Origin of the sequence: Nocardioides sp. (genome assembly GCF_035547795.1) — a bacterium.
Lineage (GTDB): Bacteria > Actinomycetota > Actinomycetes > Propionibacteriales > Nocardioidaceae > Nocardioides.
The window spans coordinates 1-15,552 of record NZ_DASZUF010000104.1; the positions used below are offsets into that span (position 1 = coordinate 1).

Consider the following 15,552-nt stretch of genomic DNA (forward strand, 5'->3'; position numbering starts at 1 on the left):
CGGCCACGGCGTCGGCCGCGCTCTGCTCGATGTCGGTGACCTTGGTGCCGCTGGAGAGCGTCGCCTCGCCCTGGATCACCTTGCTACCGGGATGGTGGCCGGCCAGCACTCCGGCCAGCACCACCGCCGCCACGGCGAGGACGGCGACCATCGCGAGCAGCCAGCCCGGCAGCAGGTACGGCGCGCGCCGGGGTGCCGGGGCGGCCGCGACGACCGGGACGACCGTCGCGGCGGGCTCATCCCCCGACTCGACCTCGGTGTCCGGTGCCTGCTCGGACTCGGCCTGCACCTCGGCCTGCACGGCGGCCTGAGCGGCCAGCTCGGCGTCGTACGCCTGCCGGCGCTCGGGGTCGAGCAGCACCCCGGCGGCCTCGGAGAGGGTGGCGAAGCGCCGGTCGGTCGGGTCGAGATCGGCGATGGCGCTCTTCCACGCCGCGCGGATCTCCTCGGTGCTCGCGGTGGGATCGACGGCCAGCAGGTCGTACCAGGTGGGGCTGCTCATGGTGACAGTCACTGTGCCACCCCGCCGGTCGAGCCCGCTGAGCCACCGCCCGAGCCGCTGCTCGAGTCGTCGGCCTTCTCCACCGGCGTGAAGTTGTCGACCAGCCACTTCCCGCCGGTCTTCACCAGGCTGACCTCGAAGCGGTAGGGCTCGGGGTCGGAGGCGACGTACCTGGTCGAGCCGGCCTTCTTCGGCATCGCGTTGGTGAACGCACCCGCCACCATCGCGGTCGCCGTGTCGGAGTCGATCGCCGCCACGCCGACGGCGTACACCTGCGTGGTCCGCTTGATCCCGGCCTGGGAGACGCTGGCCTCGACCAGCGGCAGGCCGTTGCTCTCGAAGTCGGCCCGGAACTTGGCGCTGACCACCTGCTCGACCGAGGTCTTGTACTTGGTCATCGTGGTCTTGCCGGCGTCGAGCTGGTCGGGCCCGTAGGTATTGATCCGCAGCGCGAACTGCCGCGCCTGCGACATCACCTGGTCGCGCTGCTGCTGCAGCGTGTCGTCGGCCGAGAACGCGCTGGTCAGCCGGTGCGTGCCACCCCCGGTGCCGTCGGCGGCGATCCGGTAGCCGAGGTAGCCGAGCGAGCCGAGGATGAGCAGCACCAGCACCGCCAGCACGCCCCAGCGGAACCGGGCGGAGCCGGCCGTGGGCGTCGCGCTGGTCGCGTCGTCGGTCACCGTGTCGTGCTGTAGAGCCACTGCCAGGCGTCCTTCCCCTGGGGCGCATCGCTCGACCCGTCGTTCCAGGTCAGCTTCCCCGTCGTCGTGTCGTACGTCGCCACCGGTGCGCGGTAGTCGGCCGCCGCACGCTGATGGTAGTTCTGCGCACCACGGGCGTTGCCCTTCGAGGCGGGCTCGGTGCAGGTGGCCTTGGTGTTCATGTCGCGCGGCGTGGTGTCCTGCGGCGGGCGCTGCTTGGTGGACTCATAGCCCTGCTCGCAGGTGCCGGCGGTGGTCAGGATCAGGCCGAAGCGGGCGTCGTAGGTGCCGTCGTCGTTCTTCGCCAGCACGCTGAAGCCACCCTCGGTGACATAGGGGTAGACCACCAGCACGTAGCGCAGGCCGGGCAGGTGCTGCTCGACGATCTGCCCGGTGGTGAGGCCCTCGGAGATGATCTGGCCGAGGTTGACGCCGTTCTGGTCCAGGAAGGACTTGAGCTCGGTCGCGCCGGCGGTGCCGTTGGCCAGCAGCTTGACGATGTCCTTGTTGGACGCCGCCAGGGTGTCGCTGACCAGGGACAGGTCGTCGGCGAAGCTGCGGATGGCGCTCTCACTGTCCACCTGGGTCTTGAGCACCGTGTTGCCGTCCTTGAGCAACGCGGTGGTGACGTCGAAGTTCTTGTCGGCGGTGTCGATGAACGACGTACCGGTGTCGAGGATCTGCTGCAGCTCCTGGCCGGTGCCGGCGAACGCCGTGCCGAGCTCGGTCAGGGTGGTCTGCAGCGCCTGTTGGTCGACCGAGTCGACGGTGGTGGTCACGTCGGTGAGCAGCTTGTCGGTGGAGATCGGGATGGTGGTGTCGCGCTGGGCGATCTGCGACCCGTCGTGCAGGTAGGGCCCCTTCTTGGTCTGGGGCTGCAGCTCGACGTACTGCTCGCCGACGGCGGACCGGTTGCCCACCACCGCGAGCGTGTCGGCCGGGATGTCCTGCTGCGACTTGTCGATGTCGAGGTACACGTCGACGCCGGAGTGGGTCAGCACCAGCTTGCCGACCTGGCCGATCTTCACGCCGCGGTAGGAGACCTCGCCGCCGGCGTAGATGCCGCCGGAGTCGGCGAAGTGCGCCACCACGGTGTAGTCGGTGCTGTGCACCAGCCGGTCCAGGTGGGCGTAGCGGGCACCGACGAAGCTGATGCCGAGCAGCGTGATGAGCGCGAAGACGGCCAGCTGGATGCGGGTACGACGGGTGATCACTTGGCTGCCCCCGTTGCGTCGGTGTCGAGCCCGGGCACCAGCAGGCTGACCAGGCCCGGATCGTAGAGCGCGTCGAGCTGGCCGTACGTCGGCCCCTTCGGCCCGGTGTGCAGCGGGATCTCGACGGCCGCCCGGGGCGCGCCCTGGCGCAGCCCCAGCACGCCGAGCCCGAGCAGGCCGCTGGGACTGGCGGTGGGGTTGTTGCCGGCGCCGGCGCCGCTGCCGGTGAGGCTGGCCAGCAGCTGGGCGAGCTGCTTGGGCAGGATGGGGCTCAGGTCGGGCAGCCCGATCATGTTGAGCACCTGGCACACCGCGGTGCCGGAGTTGGCCGACTTGAGGCACTCGGTCTTGAGCGTGGCCAGCGCCTTGGCCGAGGCGAGTACGTCGATGCAGGCCTGGCTGGTCACGCTGCCGCTGGAGATGCACTTGAGCACCTCGTTGACGACGTTGACCGGGTTGATCGCGCTGGGCACCAGCGACGTCAGACCGCCCGACAGCATCGAGGAGAGGTCGAGCTTGAGGGTGACGTCGAGGTTGACGTAGTCGCCCATGTGCAGGTTGCGGGCCACCTGGGGGTTGCCGCCGACGGCGGCGTCGACGAACGGGTAGGTCAGCAGCGTGTTGAACGCCCGCACGAAGTGGTCGCCGGAGTTGGCCAGCGAGGTCAGGATCGGCTGCAGGTTGCGGACGATGTCGATCGTGCCCTTCTTGGACGCGTTGATCACCCGCACGCCGGTGTCGCCGAGCTGGCTGAGCGCCTGCAGCATGGTGACCAGGTCCTTGCGCTGGGCGTCGATGCTGGTCAGTGCGCTGGGCAGTTGGTCGAGGGTGTCGTCGATCGTCTTCTCCTGCGCCCGCGCCGAGCCGGAGAGCTTGTTCACCGCGTCGAGCGCGTCGGTGATGGCCTGCTTGTGGTCGTCGAGGTTCTTCGAGAGCGCGTCGACCTGGGTGAGCACGTCCTTGGCGGCGTCCTCGTGACCGGCCAGCGCCTTGTCCAGCTCGGTGGTGATCGTCTTGAGCTGTGCCACGCCGCCGCCGTTGAGGATCAGGCTCAGCGCGCCGAGCACCTCCTCGACCTCCGGGTTGGCGCCGGTGCGCGCCAGCGGGATGGTGTCACCGTTCTTCATCAGCGTGGAGCTGGGCTGGCTCGGCGACTCCAGCGCCACGAACTTCTCCCCCAGCAGGCTGGTCTGCTGGATCTCGGCGGTGGCGTTCGAGGGCAGCCTGGTGTCGCGGCGCACCGCGAGGGTGACGTCGGCGACGCCCTTCTGCAGCGCGATCTTGGTGACCTTGCCGACGGTGACGTCGTTGACCTTGACCGTCGAGTCGGGCACGAGGTCCAGCACGTCGGCGAACTGCACGTGCAGCGTCAGCGGGTCCTTGCCGGTGCTGGCGCCGCCGGGCAGTGGCAGGCTGTAGACCGAGAACCCGCAGCCGCCCAGGAGCAGGCAGCCGGCGAGCAGCAGTACGACCAATCTCTTCCAGTCGGTCGCTGCGCTCCCCTGGGGCTTCGCCTTCATCGGGCACCTCCCGTCGCGGGCACCAGGCCGCCCAGGGTCGGGTCGGACTTGGCGCCGTACGCCGAGCCGGTGCCGGCCGCGAAGACGCCGCTGCGCGGCAGGATCTTGTCCACCAGGTCGCACAGGCTCTTGCCCTGCGGCATCTGCTCGGTGAGCGTGCACAGCACCTGCGACGGGTTGGTGACCAGCTGCTCGGCGAGGTGGCCGAGGTTGGCGTTGGTGTCCAGCGTCGCGGCGTCGGGGTTGTAGGCCAGGTAGAGGTTGGAGAGCGCCACCGGCGCGGCGGTCAGCGTCTCGTTGAGCGCGTCGCGGTCCTTGACCACGACCTGGAGTACCCGGTTGAGGCCGTCGATGTCGCTGCCCAGGGCCTGCTTGTTGTCTCGCACGAACGTGGCCACGTTGCCCAGCGCCACCTGCAGGTTGTGCAGCGAGCTGGACAGGTCGGTGCGCTCGCTGGAGAGCATCTGGGAGACGCCGGAGAGGCTGTTGGTGAAGTCGCGCACGGTGCTGTCGTTCTTGGCCAGCGTGTTGACGAACGTCTCCAGCTGGCCGGCCGAGCCGAACAGCGCGTCCTTGTTGTCGTCCAGCGTCTTGGTCAGCTTCGACAGGTCGCCGATGGTCTGGTGCACCTGGGCGCCCTGGCCGCCGAAGTTGGCGGCGGTCTGCTCGAGCAGGTCCGAGAGCGCGCCGTCCTTGTTCGCGCCATTGGGTCCGAGCGCGGAGACCAGCTGGTCGAGGCTGCCGTAGATCTGGTCGAGCTCGAGCGGCACCGCGGTGCGGTCGGTCTGCAGCACCGCTCCGTCCGCCAGCACCTTCCCCTTCGTGTACGCCGGGGTCAGCTGCACGTACCTGTCGCCCACGATCGAGGGCGCCACGATCACCGCCTGTGCGTCGGCCGGGATCTTGACGTCCTTGTCGTAGTGCATGGTCACGATCACGTCGGTCCCGTCGGGGGTGACCTTGTCGACCTTCCCCACCGGTACGCCGAGGACCCGCACGTCGCTGCCCTGGTAGATGGAGACCGCGCGCGGGAAGTGCGCGGTCAGCGTCTTCTGGCCGCCCTGGTCGAGCAGCACGGTCAGGCCGGCGGCCAGCACCAGCACGGCGATCACCAGCGGGGCGATCCAGCGTCGCAGCGTCGTCATGAGCCACTCCCCGGGATCGGCGGGAGGTTCTGGATGTAGTTGTCGAACCACGGGCCGTTGCCGAGCACCTGCGAGAAGTCGCGGTAGAACGGCGCCATCAGTCGCAGCGTGGTGTCCAGGTTGTCCTCGTTCTTGTTGAACACCCCGAGCACGGTCTGCAGGCTGGCCAGCGCCGGCTTGAGGTCGGCGCGGCTGTCGTCGATCAGCTTGGTGAGCTGCTGGGACAGCGTCGTGGTCGAGGTCAGCAGGTTGTGGATCGCGTCCCGCTTCGCCTCCAGCGCGGTGAACAGCGACGCCGAGTCCTTCATCAGCGAGACGATGTCCTGGTCGCGCTGGTCGAGCACGCCGGTGACCTTGTCCAGGTTCTGCAGCAGGGTGTTGATCCGCTGGTCCTTGGCGGCGACGTTCTTGGACAGCGCCGCCACGCCGGTGAGCGCGGCCTGGAAGGACTTCGGGGTCGTCCGGGTCAGGTCGGCGATGGTGGTCAGCGCGTTGGCCAGCTGGTTGGTGTCGATCTGACCGGCGGTGTTGGCCAGCCCCGAGAACGCCTGGACGACGTCGTACGGCGAGGTGGTCCGGCTGACCGGGATCTCGGAGCCCTTGGCCAGCTGGCCGCCACCGGCCGGCTGGAGCTCGAGATACATCTGCCCCAGCAGCGTCTGCACCTTGATCGCGGCGTGCGTCTGGGTGCCGAACTTCGAGTCGGTCTTGACCTTGAAGTCGACCTTCACGTGGCCGTCGTCGAGCCCGATCTTGGACACCTTGCCGACCCGCACGCCGGCGATCCGGACGGCGTCGCCGGCCTTGAGCCCGCCGGCCTCGCTGAAGTCGGCGGAGTAGGCGGTGCCGCCGCCGATCAGCGGCAGGCTGTCGGCCTTGAAGGCGGCCAGGACGACCAGCGCGATCACCGCGATGGAGACGGCGCCGATCTTGACAGGGTTGCGCTCGCGGAAGGGCTTCATCTCCGGGGCCCCCGATCGATTGTTCGCGGCGGAGCGAAGCGGGGGAGCGAGGAATCGAGTGGGGTGGTCATCCGAGGTCACACCTCGCTGCCTGCGTGGTGTAGTTCACCGGGATCTTGACGTTGCCGGGCAGCTTGACGTTGCCGTGGAAGCCGCACAGGAAGAAGTTGAACCAGGAGCCGTAGGTCGCGGTCGCACCGATCTTGTTGAGCTTGATCGGCTCGATCTGCAGCTCGTCGTCCAACTGTGACTTCTGCGAGGCGACCTGCCCTGCGAACGTCTTGAGCTGCTTGATGTCCTCGACGAACGGCGAGCGGATGCCCTGGACGAGGTCGGCGGTCTGGGTGGACAGCGCCGAGATCTGGTCGAGCGAGTCGAGGATCGGCTTCTTGTCCTGGTCGATGTCGTGCACGAACGTCTGGTAGGTGGTGATCAGCTGGGTCAGCTGCTGGTCGCGGTCGCCGACGTGGACGAGCACGTCGTTGAGGTTGTCGATGAGGGAGTCGATCACCTGGTCCCGGTCGGCCAGCGTCTGGGTCAGCGAGGCGGTGTGGGCCAGCAGGTCGTCGAGGGTGCCGCCCTCGCCCTGGAAGACCTGCACGATCTCGTAGGACAGGGTGTTGATGTCGTTCGGCGAGAGCGCCTGGAAGAGCGGCTTGAACCCGTTGAACAGCACGGTCAGGTCCAGTGCCGGGCTGGTCCGGCTGACCGGGATGGTGGCACCCGGCTTGAGCTCGGCGCCGTTCCCGATCTCGTCGGTGAGGGCGAGATAGCGCTGGCCGACCAGGTTGCGGTACTTGATCGAGGCGTGGGTGGCCGCGTCCAGCGGCGTACCGTCCGCGACCGAGAAGGTGATCAGGGCGCGGCTGCGATCGACGATCTGGATCTTCTTCACGGTGCCGACCTTCACCCCGGCGATGCGGACGTCGTCGCCCTTGTTCACCCCGGTGGCGTCGACGAACTCGGCCTTGTACTGCTGCGAGCCGCCGAAGCTGACATTGCCGATCACCAGCACGAGCACGCCGGTGCACAGCGCCGTGAACACGATGAAGACGACCAGCTTGAGCAGGTCGGCGTTGGTTCGCCTGTCGAAGAGCTTCATCGCATGCTCACCGTCGCTCCCCTGGCCATCGGCCCGACCAGCAGGCCGCCGAGGTCTGGTACGGCGGAGGGCTGCACGCCCAGCTGCGGGGCGAGCAGCGCGTCGAGCACCTTGGTCTCGGCCGGGCTGCCGGCGTACCCGAGGGCGCCGTCACTGACCTGGCCGCCGGTAGTGCCGACCGGCGCACGGTCGGTGCCCTTGCCGGTCGGGGTGTTGACGCCGTCGGCGAGGTTCGGGACGGTCTTGAGCGGGTGGCTCGGTGTCCACGGCGGGTTGGGCAGGTGGCCGCAGGCCGGACCTCGATCGTCGGTGAACCTCGGCACATCGCTGGTGTTGTAGGCGCGCGGCTGACGCGGGATGGTGACCAGGTCGATGTGCAGCGTCATGTTGCGGAACGCGCTGGTCTCCAGCTGGCCGAGGTTGTCCATCCCGCCCAGCAGGCAGGGGAACTCCGGGGAGTAGCGGGCCAGCGTGCCGACCACCGGCTCGCTGACCTGGCCGAGCTGGATCAGGTTGTCGCCGTTGGCGGCCAGGAACGCGTTGGCGGTGTTGGAGAACCCGGTCACGCTGGTGAGCAGGTCGTGCAGCTGCGTCGAGCGGTCCTCCAGGGTGCCGGCGGTGGTGATGGTGTTGCGCAGGATGTCGGCCACCTGCGGCAGCACGTCGTTGTAGGTGTCGGCGACCTTCGCGGTCTGCTTGAGGTCGTCGACCAGCAGCGGCACCTGCGGGTTGATCTTCTTCAGGTAGCCGTCGAGGGTGACCAGCGACTGCCCGAGCTCGGTGCCGCGGCCGTCGAGCGCCGTCGCCAGCGCGTTCAGGGTCTGGTTGAGCTGCGCCGGCTGGATCGACTGCAGCAGCGGATAGATGTCGGAGAGCACCTTCTCCACCTCGGTCGAGACCGCCGTCTTGGTGATGGTGGCGCCGCTGCGCAGCGACTGGTCGGAGGGCTGGGCCGGCACGTCGAGGGCGACGTACTTCTCGCCGAAGAGGGTCTTGGGCAGGATCGCGCCGGTGACGTTGGCCGGGATGATGTGCATCTGGTCCGGCTTGATCCCGAGCGTGACCTGCGCGCCCTGCGCGGTGGCCTTGAAGCCCAGCACCTCCCCGACCAGGACGCCCCGGATCTTCACGTCGGCGCGGTCGGGCAGCTGCAGCCCGATCGTGTCGGTGTCGAGGGTGACCTTGTCGAAGCGGCTGAACTTCTGGGTGAAGACCGCGTAGACGAGGTAGACGGCGAGCACGATCAGCGCCAGGAACACGATGCCCAGCGCCCGGTACCTCTGCCGTGCCAGCAGCGACGACATCAGCCAGCCAGCCTCACCGTCGTCGAGGCGCCCCAGATCGCCATCGACAAGAACAGGTCGATCACGCTGACCGCGACGATGCTGGTGCGCACCGCCTTGCCGACCGCGACGCCGACGCCGGCGGGGCCGCCGGAAGCGTTGTAGCCGTGGTAGCAGTGGATCAGGATCACCACCACGGAGAAGACCAGGACCTTGCCGAAGGACCACAGCACGTCGCCCGGCGGCAGGAACTCGTTGAAGTAGTGGTCGTAGGTGCCGGTGGACTGCCCGTAGGAGAGGGTCACGGTCAACCGGGTGGCGAAGTACGACGAGAGCAGGCCCAGCACGTAGAGCGGGATGATCGCGATCAGGCCGCCGATGATGCGCGTCGTCACCAGGTAGGGCAGCGACGGGACCGCCATCACCTCCAGGGCGTCGACCTCCTCCGAGATCCGCATCGCGCCCAGCTGCGCGGTGAAGCCACAGCCGACCGTGGCCGCCAGCGCGATTCCTGCCACCAGCGGGGCGATCTCGCGGGTGTTGAAGTACGCGCTCACGAAGCCGGAGAAGGCGGCGGTGCCGAGCTGGTTCAGCGCGGCGTACCCCTGCAGGCCGACCTCGGTGCCGGTGAAGAACGTCATCGCGGTGATGACGCCCACGGTGCCGCCGATGACCGCCAGCGAGCCCGACCCCAGCGTGACCTCGCCCAGGATGCGCAGGATCTCCTTGAAGTAGCGGCGCACCGCGCGCGGCGTCCACGCCAGCGCCCGGATGTAGAACGACAGCTCCTCGCCGAGGTGGTCGAGGGTCTTCAGCGGCTTCTCGATGATGTTCGCCATCGCCCTCAACCCGTCTTCGCCGGAACGAGCTGGAAGTAGATCGCCGTCATCACGAAGTTGACGACGAACAGCAGCATGAACGTGATGACCACCGACTCGTTGACCGCATCGCCGACGCCCTTGGGGCCGCCGCCGGCGTTCATCCCCTTGTACGAGGCCACGATCGCCGCGATGAGGCCGAAGATCAGCGCCTTCGCCAACCCCTGCCAGACGTCGGCCATCTGCGCGAGCGCGGTGAAGCTGGCCAGGTAGGCGCCCGGCGTACCGTGCTGGAGGATCACGTTGAAGACGTATCCACCGGCGACGCCCACGACGCTGACCAGCCCGTTGAGGAAGACCGAGACGAGCATGCAGGCCAGCACCCGCGGTACGACGAGGCGCTGGATCGGGTCGATGCCCAGCACCATCATCGCGTCCAGCTCCTCGCGGATCTTGCGCGCGCCCAGGTCGGCGGCGATGGCGCTGCCGCCGGCGCCGGCGACCAGCAGCGCCGTCGCGATCGGGCCCGCCTCGCGCACCACGGCGAGCACCGACGCGGAGCCGGTGAACGACTGCGCGCCGAACTGCTGGATCAGGCCGCCGACCTGCAGCGCGATGACGGCACCGAACGGGATCGCGACCAGCGCGGTGGGGACGATGGTCACCGAGGCGATGAACCAGGCCTGCTGGATGAACTCACGGAGCTGGAACGGGCGCTTGAACAGTCCGCGACAGACATCGAGTCCGAACGCGAAGAGCTTGCCCGCCGTACCGACCGGAGCCAGAACCTTGGCGGCCGACAGCGAGGACATCAGGCCCCGGCTCCTCCGGCGAGGATCGAGTCGGGCAGGAACGATCCGGGGGGCGGGGTCACGCCGTTCTCACGGCACCACTCGCCCGGCGGGCGCTGGCTCTTGCGCGGGATGCCGTTGGACGGTTCGAGCTGCAGTGCGATCGGCGGCAGCGGCGGCAGGTCCATGTCCTTCTCGGCGGCCAGCTGGTCGGCGTCCTTCTCCTCCGACATGCCGATGGGGCCGACCCGCTGGGCGTTGAGGAACTGCCGCACCACCGGCTCCTCGCTGGAGAGCAGCATCTCGCGGTGGCCGAACATCGCCAGGTGCTTGTGGTAGAGCAGGCCGATGTTGTCCGGCACCGTGCGGGCGGTGTTGATGTCGTGGGTGACGATCAGGAACGTCGCGTCGATCTGCGCGTTGAGGTCGATGATCAACTGGTTGAGGAACGCCGTACGCACCGGGTCCAGGCCGGAGTCCGGCTCGTCGAAGAGGAGGATCTCCGGATCCAGCACGAGCCCGCGGGCCAGGCCGGCGCGCTTGCGCATACCGCCGGAGATCTCGCCGGGCAGCTTCATCTCGGCGCCGATGAGACCGACCAGGTCCATCTTCTCCATGACGATCTTGCGGATCTCGGACTCGGACTTCTTGGTGTGCTCGCGCAGCGGGAAGGCGACGTTGTCGTAGAGGTTCATCGAGCCGAACATCGCGCCGTCCTGGAACAGCACGCCGAAGAGCTTGCGGATCTCGTAGAGGTCCTTCTCCGAGCAGTTGCAGATGTCGGTGCCCTCGATGATGACCGAGCCGTGGTCGGGCTTCAGCAGCCCGATGAGGGTCTTGAGCAGCACGGACTTGCCGGTGCCGGATGGGCCCAGCATCACCGAGATCTCGCCGGCGGGAAGGGTCAGCGACACGTCGCCCCAGATGAGCTGCTTGCCGAAGCTCTTGGTCAAGTGCTCGATCTTGATGTCAACACCCATGTGAGCGTCCGGTCCTTCCCATCGATGCGCGGCCCCTCGCCCCTCCGCGCAATGACAACTGCGCAGTAACAACGCGGCTATGTGAGCGAAGTTACGGCCTGGCGGGGCCCACGTCACGCGACCCGCCCGGGGGAAATGACACCGAGGGGCGACCACCATCGCTGGTGATCGCCCCTCGGGCGGTGCAGGCGCGATGCCTGCGACGCGTCAGCGGCCTGCGGCCGCGCGGGTCACTTGAGGGTGACGGTGGCGCCGGCGGCCTCGAGGACCTCCTTGGCCTTGTCCGCGGTCTCCTTGTTGACCTTCTCCAGAAGGGTCTTCGGGGCGGCCTCGACAAGGTCCTTGGCCTCCTTCAGACCGAGGGAGGTCAGGCCGCGCACCTCCTTGATGACATTGATCTTCTTGTCGCCGGCGGCCTCGAGGACGACGTCGAACTCGTCCTGAGCGGCGGCGTCGGCCTCGCCACCGGCGGCACCGCCGGCAGCAGGGGCAGCGGCAACGGCAACCGGAGCGGCGGCGGTGACGCCGAAGGTCTCCTCGAACGCCTTCACGAACTCGGAGAGCTCGATGAGGGTGAGCTCCTTGAACGCGTCGAGCAGCTCGTCGGTGGTGAGCTTCGCCATGATGGCTGGTCCTTTCAGGTTGGCCTTGCGACGTACGCCGAAGGCCGGGTTTCAGGTGGTGTGTTCCGAGGCCCCTGTCGGGTGATCAGGCCTCGGTGGTCTCCTCGGCGGCGTCGGCCGGGGCCGCACCACCTGCGAGGATCGAGGGGTCGTTCGCGGCCTTCTCACCGAGGGCGGCAGCGAGCTGCGCGGCCTTCTGTGGGAGAGCGTTGAACGCGTAGAGCGCCTGCGAGAGCGACGCCGTCATCGCGCCGGCCAGCTTGGCCAGGAGCACCTCGCGCGACTCGAGGTCGGCCAGCTTGGCGACCTCCTTCGCGTCGAGGGGCTTGCCCTCGTAGACCCCGCCCTTGATGACAAGGTTCGGGTTCGCCTTGGCAAAGTCACGCAGACCCTTGGCCGCCTCGACGACGTCGCCCTTGATGAAGGCGATCGCGGTCGGACCGGTCAGCAGGTCGTCGAAGCCCTCGATGCCGCTCTCCTTGGCGGCGATCTTGGCCAGCGTGTTCTTGACCACGGCGTAGTTGGCGTTCGCACCGAGGGAGCGTCGGAGGTCCTTCAGCTCCTTCACGGTGAGACCGCGGTACTCGGTCAGCACGGCACCGGTCGAGGCGCTGAACTCGTCAGCGATCTCGGCAACGGCGGCCTGCTTGTCTGCCCGCGCCATGGGTCTCCTTCTTCCGTGTGTCGATCCCGCCCGACCCCGGAGATGACGAACGCCCCGAGCGCAGGCTCAGGGCGTGAAGACTCATGCTCTGTCACCTACGCTGGCCGTCCGCTCTCGCGGCGCCTTCGATCGGTCTCCCGACAACCGGCGGTCTCTGGTTACTCGTCAAGTATGGGGGCCGAGCGGCGTTGCGCCAAATCGCGCTCCGGCCGCGCGGCTGGGGCTCGGAGAAACTGGCTAGTGGGCCCGGGCTGTCTTGGAACAACTGGCTAGCAAGGTGGCCTGTGGCTGGCCCCAACCGCCGTTCTGCTAGCCAGTTGTCCGACAGCCGGACCACGCCACATTCCGTCCACAGACGGCCTTCGCGAGCGGTCCATCCACAGCGGCCGTGCACCCGGTGGAGCCGAGCCCCGGCCCGGCGGAGTGTCGAGGCATGGCACTGCCCGATCGTGAGGCGACCGCGGCACGGCTCCGACGTTCGGTGTCCGTGCTGCGGCCGACCGCATGCTTCACCCACCTCAGCAGCGCCATCGTGCGTGGTTGGTGGCTTCCGCAACTCCCGGATGACCTCCCGATCTGGGTCGCACAGATCCAGTCGCAGTATGCGACCCGGCGCTCCGGGTTCCGGGTGATCCGCGGTCGGGCGATCCCGACGTCCAAGGAGTACGACGGGCTCCGGCTGGCCATTCCGGCCGAGACCCTGGTGACCTGTGCGATCGACCTCGCGCTGCTCGACCTCGTCGTACTCCTCGATAGCTCTCTGCATGCCGGTGACATCTCCGTGGCAGAGGTCGCCGCGATCGCCCGGGAGCGTCGTCGCGGGGCGCCGCGGCTGCGACAGGCGATCGACCTGTGCGACGCTCGCTCGGAGTCGGCGATGGAGTCGGCGATGCGGGTCCTGCACACGGTCAGCGGGATCGCGGTCGAGCCGCAGCGCGAGTTCCGGCATCTGGGTCGGTTCGTCGCGCGCGGCGATCTGTGGTTGATCGGGACCACCACGATCCATGAGTACGACGGCGACGAGCACCTCGAGGTCGCCCGTCAGCGGCATGACCTTCGTCGCGGGCGGCGACTCGCAGCTGCCGGCATCACCCGGCGTGGCTACACGATCGACGACGTCGCCCGGGGCAGCGAGATCATCCAGGAGGCATGCGCCACGCTGGGCCGACCATTCAGCATGGAGATGCTCGAGCCGTGGTGGGCGCTGTGGAACGAGTCCTGCTTCAGCCCGCTCGGCCGACTTCGGCTGGCCGAACGGCTGTCGCTGCCGCGGGCGCGGCAGCCGTCCTCGCCGCTCCGGCCGCGCGGATGGGGCTCGGAGAAAACTGGCTAGAGATACCGACGGATTCGGCCGCCGGGCCGGGCCTCGCTAGCCAGTTTTTCCGAGAGCGGAGGGTCGCGCGTGCCTTCGGCAACAAACTGGCTAGCTAGCCAGTTGTTCCCAGACAGTCAGCCGGCAGACAGTCGGCCCAAGAAAAAGGCGAAGGCCTCGTCCTCGACCGCGACGTTGCGGGTGCGGTTGGGGTCGACCTGGACGCCGGGGCCCATGGTCGTGGAGACGGTGACCTTCTTGACGTAGCGGCCCTTGGAGCTGGCCGGCTTCAGACGCAGGACCTCCTCCAGCGCGGCGGCGTAGTTCTCTGCCAGCTGGCTCTCGGAGAAGGAGGCCTTGCCGATGATGAAGTGCAGGTTGGCGTGCCGGTCCACCCGGAACTCGATCTTGCCGCCCTTGATGTCGGACACGGCCTTGGCCACGTCCGGGGTGACGGTGCCGGTCTTCGGGTTCGGCATGAGCGAACGCGGACCGAGCACGCGGCCGAGACGACCGACCTTGCCCATCATGTCCGGGGTCGCCACGACGGCGTCGAAGTCCAGCCAGCCACCGGCCACCTTCTCGATGAGCTCGTCGCCGCCGACGAAGTCGGCGCCGGCCTCACGGGCGGCCTCGGCCTTGTCGGCGTTCGCGAAGACGAGCACCCGGGCGGTCTTGCCGGTGCCGTGCGGGAGGTTCACGGTGCCGCGGACCATCTGGTCGGCCTTGCGCGGGTCGACGCCCAGGCGCATGACGACGTCGACGGTCTCGTCGAACTTCTTCTTGGACGCGTTCTTGGCGATCTTGATCGCCTCGAGCGGGGCGTAGACCTCGTTCTTGTCGAAGGTCTCGGCCGCCGCGCGGTAGGTCTTGCTGCGCTGCATGATGTTCCTCTGTTCTCTCAGGAGCTGTGGTTAGCGAGCCAGCGCGGCTCTCCCACGATCGGTCAGGCCTCGACGGTGACGCCCATGGAGCGGGCAGTGCCCTCCACGATCTTCATGGCGGCGTCGATGTCGTTGGCGTTCAGGTCGGGCATCTTGGTGTTGGCGATCTCGCGCACCTGGTCCTTGGTCAGCTTGCCGACCTTGTCCTTATGCGGGACGCTCGAGCCCTTCGCCAGACCGGCGGCCTTCTTGATCAGCTCGGCGGCCGGCGGGGTCTTGGTGATGAAGGTGAAGCTGCGGTCCTCGTAGATCGTGATCTCGACCGGGATCACGTTGCCGCGCATGGACTCGGTCTGGGCGTTGTACGCCTTGCAGAAGTCCATGATGTTGACGCCGTGCGGGCCCAGCGCCGTACCGACCGGCGGGGCCGGCGTCGCGGCACCGGCCTGCAGCTGCACCTTGACCAGCGCGGCGATCTTCTTCTTCGGGGGCATGCTCTATCTCTTTCTCTCCGTGGTCATGACGGGGCGGATGCCCCTGCCACCTGGTGAGCCTCAGACCTTCTGGATCTGGCTGAAGCTCAGCTCGACCGGGGTCTCCCGGCCGAAGATCTCGACGAGGGCCTTGACCCTCTGGGACTCCGCGTTGATCTCGGTGATCGTCGCGTGGAGCGTGGCGAACGGGCCGTCGACCACCATCACCGAGTCGCCCTCGCCGAAGTCGGCCACCTCGACCGGCTTCTTGGTCTGGGTGGCGACGCCGCCCGCGGGGGCCGGCTGACCGGCCGCAGCGGCCTCGGCCTCGGCGGCGGCCACGACCGCAGGGGCGAGCATGTTCTCGACCTCGGTCATCGACAGCGGCACGGGCTGATGGCTGTGGCCGACAAAGCCGGTCACCGACGGGGTGTGCCGGACGGCCGACCACGACTCGTCGGTGAGATCCATCCGGACCAGCACGTAGCCGGGCAGGACGGTCCGCTTGACCATCTTGCGCTGGCCGTTCTTGATCTCCGCGACCTCTTCGGTGGGGACCACGATCTCGTGAATGTAGT

17 protein-coding genes are annotated in these 15,552 nt (G+C 68.3%); 1 reads left to right on the forward strand and 16 read right to left on the reverse strand.

Annotated features, from left to right (window positions below):
- The 13 genes from VHA72_RS07205 to rplJ form a co-directional block, all read right to left on the reverse strand.
- Positions 1 to 502: J domain-containing protein (locus VHA72_RS07205; protein WP_325573765.1), on the reverse strand; the 502-nt coding region annotated here is incomplete at its 3' end.
- An 8-nt stretch (positions 503 to 510) separates the two neighbouring features.
- On the reverse strand, positions 511 to 1,182 hold the full coding sequence (locus VHA72_RS07210) for a hypothetical protein (protein WP_325573766.1): 672 nt from the start codon (positions 1,180 to 1,182) through the stop codon (positions 511 to 513).
- Positions 1,179 to 2,417, reverse strand: a complete 1,239-nt coding sequence (locus tag VHA72_RS07215; protein ID WP_325573767.1) for an MCE family protein — start codon at positions 2,415 to 2,417, stop codon at positions 1,179 to 1,181. Before VHA72_RS07215 ends, VHA72_RS07210 begins: the two co-directional genes overlap by 4 nt.
- The gene (locus VHA72_RS07220) at positions 2,414 to 3,937 is read right to left on the reverse strand and encodes an MCE family protein (protein ID WP_325573768.1); all 1,524 of its coding nucleotides are present in this window, start codon (positions 3,935 to 3,937) and stop codon (positions 2,414 to 2,416) included. Before VHA72_RS07220 ends, VHA72_RS07215 begins: the two co-directional genes overlap by 4 nt.
- Entirely contained in the window at positions 3,934 to 5,082 is a 1,149-nt protein-coding gene (locus tag VHA72_RS07225; RefSeq protein ID WP_325573769.1) for an MCE family protein, read from the reverse strand. Before VHA72_RS07225 ends, VHA72_RS07220 begins: the two co-directional genes overlap by 4 nt.
- Positions 5,079 to 6,044 (reverse strand): MCE family protein, encoded by a 966-nt coding sequence (locus VHA72_RS07230; RefSeq protein WP_325573770.1) that lies wholly within the window; start codon positions 6,042 to 6,044, stop codon positions 5,079 to 5,081. Before VHA72_RS07230 ends, VHA72_RS07225 begins: the two co-directional genes overlap by 4 nt.
- 67 nt (positions 6,045 to 6,111) lie before the next feature.
- Complete coding sequence (locus VHA72_RS07235; protein ID WP_325573771.1) at positions 6,112 to 7,146, reverse strand: MCE family protein; 1,035 nt, start codon at positions 7,144 to 7,146, stop codon at positions 6,112 to 6,114.
- Positions 7,143 to 8,450 (reverse strand): MCE family protein, encoded by a 1,308-nt coding sequence (locus VHA72_RS07240; RefSeq protein ID WP_325573772.1) that lies wholly within the window; start codon positions 8,448 to 8,450, stop codon positions 7,143 to 7,145. The genes VHA72_RS07235 and VHA72_RS07240 overlap by 4 nt, the downstream gene beginning before the upstream one ends.
- Positions 8,450 to 9,268, reverse strand: a complete 819-nt coding sequence (locus tag VHA72_RS07245) for an MlaE family ABC transporter permease (protein WP_325573773.1) — start codon at positions 9,266 to 9,268, stop codon at positions 8,450 to 8,452. Before VHA72_RS07245 ends, VHA72_RS07240 begins: the two co-directional genes overlap by 1 nt.
- Positions 9,269 to 9,273: 5 nt before the next feature.
- Positions 9,274 to 10,059 carry an MlaE family ABC transporter permease gene (locus VHA72_RS07250; RefSeq protein ID WP_325573774.1) on the reverse strand — a complete coding sequence of 262 codons (786 nt, stop codon included), beginning with the start codon at positions 10,057 to 10,059 and terminating at the stop codon, positions 9,274 to 9,276.
- Positions 10,059 to 11,018 carry an ABC transporter ATP-binding protein gene (locus tag VHA72_RS07255; protein WP_325573775.1) on the reverse strand — a complete coding sequence of 320 codons (960 nt, stop codon included), beginning with the start codon at positions 11,016 to 11,018 and terminating at the stop codon, positions 10,059 to 10,061. The genes VHA72_RS07250 and VHA72_RS07255 overlap by 1 nt, the downstream gene beginning before the upstream one ends.
- Positions 11,019 to 11,248: 230 nt before the next feature.
- Complete coding sequence (gene rplL, locus VHA72_RS07260; protein ID WP_325573776.1) at positions 11,249 to 11,641, reverse strand: 50S ribosomal protein L7/L12; 393 nt, start codon at positions 11,639 to 11,641, stop codon at positions 11,249 to 11,251.
- 85 nt (positions 11,642 to 11,726) lie between these two features.
- A complete protein-coding gene (gene rplJ, locus VHA72_RS07265) occupies positions 11,727 to 12,305 on the reverse strand; it encodes a 50S ribosomal protein L10 (RefSeq protein ID WP_325573777.1) in 579 nt (192 codons plus the stop codon).
- Between the two features lie 433 nt (positions 12,306 to 12,738).
- Between rplJ and VHA72_RS07270 the strand changes: the two genes are divergently transcribed.
- Positions 12,739 to 13,638, forward strand: coding sequence for a hypothetical protein (locus VHA72_RS07270; RefSeq protein WP_325573778.1), 900 nt, complete (start codon positions 12,739 to 12,741; stop codon positions 13,636 to 13,638).
- A gap of 116 nt (positions 13,639 to 13,754) precedes the next feature.
- Here VHA72_RS07270 and rplA read toward each other — a convergent pair whose 3' ends face one another.
- The 3 genes from rplA to nusG all read right to left on the reverse strand — a co-directional run.
- A complete protein-coding gene (gene rplA / locus VHA72_RS07275) occupies positions 13,755 to 14,501 on the reverse strand; it encodes a 50S ribosomal protein L1 (RefSeq protein WP_325573779.1) in 747 nt (248 codons plus the stop codon).
- A gap of 62 nt (positions 14,502 to 14,563) precedes the next feature.
- Positions 14,564 to 14,995: a 50S ribosomal protein L11 gene (gene rplK, locus VHA72_RS07280; RefSeq protein WP_325573780.1), complete on the reverse strand. Its 432-nt coding sequence runs from the start codon at positions 14,993 to 14,995 to the stop codon at positions 14,564 to 14,566.
- 60 nt (positions 14,996 to 15,055) lie between these two features.
- The coding region (nusG, locus tag VHA72_RS07285) for a transcription termination/antitermination protein NusG (RefSeq protein ID WP_325573781.1) at positions 15,056 to 15,552 on the reverse strand (497 nt) is incomplete at its 5' end.

Bases quoted from the DNA above. Each gene is read 5' to 3' on its own strand.
- VHA72_RS07220 (WP_325573768.1), bottom strand. From the start codon at position 3,937: ATGAAGGCGAAGCCCCAGGGGAGCGCAGCGACCGACTGGAAGAGATTG.
- VHA72_RS07225 (WP_325573769.1), bottom strand. From the start codon at position 5,082: ATGACGACGCTGCGACGCTGGATCGCCCCGCTGGTGATCGCCGTGCTG.
- VHA72_RS07230 (WP_325573770.1), bottom strand. From the start codon at position 6,044: ATGAAGCCCTTCCGCGAGCGCAACCCTGTCAAGATCGGCGCCGTCTCC.
- VHA72_RS07235 (WP_325573771.1), bottom strand. From the start codon at position 7,146: ATGAAGCTCTTCGACAGGCGAACCAACGCCGACCTGCTCAAGCTGGTC.
- VHA72_RS07240 (WP_325573772.1), bottom strand. From the start codon at position 8,450: ATGTCGTCGCTGCTGGCACGGCAGAGGTACCGGGCGCTGGGCATCGTG.
- VHA72_RS07245 (WP_325573773.1), bottom strand. From the start codon at position 9,268: ATGGCGAACATCATCGAGAAGCCGCTGAAGACCCTCGACCACCTCGGC.
- VHA72_RS07250 (WP_325573774.1), bottom strand. From the start codon at position 10,059: ATGTCCTCGCTGTCGGCCGCCAAGGTTCTGGCTCCGGTCGGTACGGCG.
- VHA72_RS07255 (WP_325573775.1), bottom strand. From the start codon at position 11,018: ATGGGTGTTGACATCAAGATCGAGCACTTGACCAAGAGCTTCGGCAAG.
- rplL (WP_325573776.1), bottom strand. From the start codon at position 11,641: ATGGCGAAGCTCACCACCGACGAGCTGCTCGACGCGTTCAAGGAGCTC.
- rplJ (WP_325573777.1), bottom strand. From the start codon at position 12,305: ATGGCGCGGGCAGACAAGCAGGCCGCCGTTGCCGAGATCGCTGACGAG.
- VHA72_RS07270 (WP_325573778.1), top strand. From the start codon at position 12,739: ATGGCACTGCCCGATCGTGAGGCGACCGCGGCACGGCTCCGACGTTCG.
- rplA (WP_325573779.1), bottom strand. From the start codon at position 14,501: ATGCAGCGCAGCAAGACCTACCGCGCGGCGGCCGAGACCTTCGACAAG.
- rplK (WP_325573780.1), bottom strand. From the start codon at position 14,995: ATGCCCCCGAAGAAGAAGATCGCCGCGCTGGTCAAGGTGCAGCTGCAG.